The sequence below is a fragment of the Protofrankia sp. CiP1_Cm_nod2 genome (assembly GCF_920664355.1).
In the GTDB taxonomy this organism is placed as follows: Bacteria; Actinomycetota; Actinomycetes; order Frankiales; family Frankiaceae; genus Protofrankia.
In genome coordinates, this window is the sequence record NZ_CAKKTL010000130.1 from 10947 (window position 1) to 14820 (window position 3874).

Below are 3874 nucleotides of genomic sequence, written 5' to 3' on the forward strand. Positions count from 1 at the left end.
GTGGGCGGCGATGGCGTCGGGCGGGCCGAGTGCGCCGGACACGATGGCGTGGGCGGGCATGCGCGTTCTCCGTTCCGCGATGAGGCGCCGGTGTGCTCCGGCGGAGCGCCGTCGAGGCTGAGACGAGCCTCCGAACTGATCCGATCATGACCGGTCACGCCTGGGTGGAGCGCCGGGGCGGGGCGTTGCGAGGACCACAGCGGGGCAACGGCGGAAATGGCGGAGCCGGCCGCTAGCCGGAGGGACACTCACTTTATGTGAATCTTCCGTGCTCCCCGCGCTCGGGCGCCAGTTTCGCGATCATGGCAGGACGCCTGGGATGCGGATGGGCTTCCCGGTCGCGCGCCCCCCGTGGCGCCCATATGGCCGATGGCCGACGGCCACCCGCGAGTGGCGTACCACGTGGCCACGTAGGCCATTGGATACTCGCTGAGAGTAATCAGAATCAGCGTGTTCGGTGACGCCGGGCTCGTTGGTGATCATATATGAGGGAAAGCAGGGTCCGATGCGTGTCGGGATGTACCTGGACGATCAGGGGCGGTCGCTGGACGCGGTCGTGGCGGCGGCCCGCGACGGGGCGAAGGCCGGCTTCGCCAGTGCCTGGATGACCCAGTTCGGCGGGTGGGACGCGCTCACCGCGCTGGCGGTCGTGGGCCGGGAGGCGCCCGGTATCGAGGTCGGGACGGCGGTGGTGCCGACCTATCCCCGCCATCCGCTGGTGCTCGCCAGCCAGGCGCTGACGGTGCAGGCGGCCGTGGGCAACCGGCTCACCCTGGGTATCGGAGTGAGTCATCGGCCCATCATCGAGGGCCAGTTCGGCTACTCGTTCGACCGGCCCGCGGCGCACCTGCGGGAGTACCTGTCCGTGCTGGTCCCGCTGCTGCACGGGGAGAGCGTCACCCACCAGGGCGCGTCCCTCACCGCCGTCGGCGCCGTTGACGTGCCGGGCGGCAAGCCGCCGTCGCTGCTGGTCGGCGCGCTCGGCCCCGCGATGCTGCGTGCCGCCGGTGAGCTCGCCGACGGCACGGTCACCACGTGGACGGGCCCGGCGACCCTCGCCGACCACATCGTGCCGACGATCACCCGGGCCGCCCGGGCCGCGGGCCGGCCGGATCCCCGGGTGGTGGCGCTCAGCTTCGTCTGTGTGACCTCGGACGCCGACACACGCCGGGAGTGGGTCGCGCAACGGTTCGCCATGGTCGGCCAGCTGCCCAGCTACCGGGCCGTCCTCGACCGGGAGGGTGTGGACGGCCCGGGGGAGACGGTCATCCTCGGTGACGAGGCGTCCGTCGAACGGCAGATCCGGCGGCTGGCGAGCGCCGGTGTCACCGAGCTGGTGGCGCAGCCGATCGGCTCGGCGCGGGAGCAGGAGGTGACGAGCGACCTGCTGGTCGCGCTCAACACGCCGTCTGTCGGCTGACCCGCCGGGCCGGCCGTCCGCCCGGCGGGCTGATGGGTGGGGTGGGGCTCTCCCGTCCGGTGGAGCGCTGACCGGTCCGTGCCGCCCGTGAATAGCCGCGCGCGAATACAGTCATAACGGCTGGGTGCGGGGGTGGACGGACGGAGTCGGTTGTCGCTGCCGGAAGGGGTTGCCGCACAGGTGAGTGGGTTGTTGGAGGACGGGGAGGCACAGCCGGTTCTCACCCGGGAGCTGAGACTCGCGGCATATGTGGTCTGCATCCGGGACGGTGAAGTGCTGCTCGCGCGCTTCGCCGGCGCGGGCCAGGCGTTCTGGACGCTGCCCGGCGGCGGGCTCGACCACGGGGAGGATCCGCTTGCCGCGGCGATCCGCGAGGTCGAGGAGGAAACCGGATACCACGTCGTGATCGAGTCCCTGCTCGGTCTGGACTCGATACGTCGGAACTTTCCGCGCGCGGTGGGCGTCGAAGCCGACCAGCAGACCCTGCGGGTCATTTACGCCGCCCGAGTGGTGGCCGGTGAACTGCGCTACGAGGTGGGTGGTTCGACCGACCAGGCCGCGTGGGTCGACCTCGGTCAGGTCCACGCTCTCGAGCGGATCGACCTGGTCGACATCGGGCTGGAGCTCGAGCGCACCCGCCCGCCGCTCGGCCGGGTGGACCGGGAACGTTTCCGGCTCTGAACCCGGCCGGGAATCCTGGGCGGTTCACGGCCGGCCGGTGACCGGTGGGTGGTGGTTGTCCACCGGGCGCCCGGTGGAGATCCGACCGAGGTCCGATCTCCACCGGGATGACGCCGGCTCCCCGGGGCGAACCGGATGGCTATCCGGGGCACGGGCCGTCCGGGTCTACCGGATCAGCGAAACCCGTCCGGCGGGAGGCCCGAGCGTGAAAAGGGAAACAAAGGGAAGCAAAGGGAAACAGCGACGGCAAGGGAACGGAAAGAACGGGGAATGTGGCCGTGCCGCCGGTGGCCGGTCAGCCGACCTTTCCGGACCAGCAGTGCTTGGACGCGTACCACGGCCCGGTGCCCTGCTGTGAGTAGAGGATGCGGGCGCGCTTCCACTGCTCCTCGGGGCTGGCCTGCTGCGGCAGACCGGACCCGCCGACGCCCCGCCAGGTGGGCGGCAGGAACTGGAACAGCCCGCCGGCGCCGATCTCGTTGACGACGCCCGGGTTGCCACCGGACTCACACTGCGCGATGGCGGAGAGCACCCGGTCCGAGGACGGTTCCGCGTTCGCCGGCTGGGACATCGCGACGCTGCCGCCGATGGCGGCGACAACGGCCGGAACAGCGATCATCGCGCGGGTGCGGGTCCTGATTCCCAGGCGGCTGCGCCGCCTGCTGTGCCTGGCCGCGCCGTCACGCGTGTGTCCGTCACGAGTACGTGTCTGGGACATGATGATGTCCTTCCCCACGCCTGCGAGGTGAGCTGTCGGGTTCGGGCTGGGACTGCCCGGCCGCGTTCCGCGGCTTCACCCCAAGGACGTCCGATGCGCGACGCCCGCAAAAAGTGGTTCCCCCGCTCCTGCCATTGGTTTGGCTTCCGTCGGCCGGGGCAGGATTCGGCGTGTCGCCCGACGGGTGCCTTCTTCGCGAAGGCACGGCGCAGACCATACGCACCGTCCCGGCCCGGAAAGCAAGCGGGGGCGGACAGTCGTGAAGATGAGCACACCGCATTCCTGATGTTGATTGTCGCCCCGGTCGTCCGGTAACGCGCGCGCCCGCGCGCTCATTATCTGGATGGGCATGTGACGCCGGCGAAGCGTGGCGATATCGCCACGCTTCCGGCCGGGTGCTCCTGCGCGCGGTGTGGACAGCCGGGCCGAATTCGTGACCGCCGGCAGCGCCGTCACGGAAATGTTCATGAAAACGAACACCGACATGAACATGGAAATGCCCGTCGGAAACTCGCCGAAAATTGCCGGGGAAGGCGGTCGAGGCGATCGTGGAAATAGCCGTGAGGGTGGCCGGAGGGGTGCTCTTCGACGCAGCCGTCGCATGGCCGGAAGCGCCGCGCGGGAAAGCGCCCGCCGGGGGCTGGCGGCGGTGTGGAAGGCGTGTATCGTTTTTGCCTTGCTCGCCGCCGCCGTGCCCGCCCGTACCCGTGCCCGTGCCGTCCGGGCAGCAGGACGGCACGGGACATGGCGCGTCACCAGTGGGAGGAACTGACCACACAGCCGTGTCGATGGGCGCGTGTGGGCGGCTGATTTGCGAGGCTGACCGGCATGATGACGCTGGCGGCGTGCGCGGTGCTCTCGATGCTGGTCTGGCTGGTCCTCGCGGCCGGGCACGGAATGTTCTGGCGGACCGACACCCGGCTCGCCGACGCCGACGCCGCCGGCACCGGCGGGGCTGGCGGGGCTGGCGGCGTCGAGCCGCCCGGCGGCTGGCCCGCGATCACCGTGATCGTGCCGGCCCGGGACGAGGCCGAGATGCTGCCGCACACCCTGCC

The 3874-nt window shown here is 70.9% G+C and carries 3 protein-coding genes, 1 pseudogene and 1 riboswitch; of the genes and pseudogenes, 3 read left to right on the top strand and 1 reads right to left on the bottom strand.

All coding sequences use genetic code 11. The annotated features are described in order from the left end of the window. The first annotated feature begins 505 nt into the window (after positions 1–505). Together NBW84_RS15110 and NBW84_RS15115 are read left to right on the top strand one after the other, a co-directional pair. Positions 506–1420, top strand: coding sequence for an LLM class F420-dependent oxidoreductase (locus tag NBW84_RS15110; RefSeq protein WP_250285382.1), 915 nt, complete (start codon positions 506–508; stop codon positions 1418–1420). Between the two features lie 180 nt (positions 1421–1600). Continuing rightward, entirely contained in the window at positions 1601–2101 is a 501-nt protein-coding gene (locus NBW84_RS15115) for an NUDIX hydrolase (RefSeq protein ID WP_250285383.1), read from the top strand. A gap of 295 nt (positions 2102–2396) precedes the next feature. Here NBW84_RS15115 and NBW84_RS15120 read toward each other — a convergent pair whose 3' ends face one another. After that, positions 2397–2720, bottom strand: a complete 324-nt coding sequence (locus tag NBW84_RS15120; protein ID WP_250285384.1) for a transglycosylase family protein — start codon at positions 2718–2720, stop codon at positions 2397–2399. Between the two features lie 101 nt (positions 2721–2821). Beyond that, positions 2822–2974: riboswitch (cyclic di-AMP (ydaO/yuaA leader) on the bottom strand. A 673-nt stretch (positions 2975–3647) separates the two neighbouring features. Here NBW84_RS15120 and NBW84_RS15125 point away from each other — a divergent pair. Next, a pseudogene (locus tag NBW84_RS15125) lies at positions 3648–3874 on the top strand (glycosyltransferase); the annotation flags it as partial.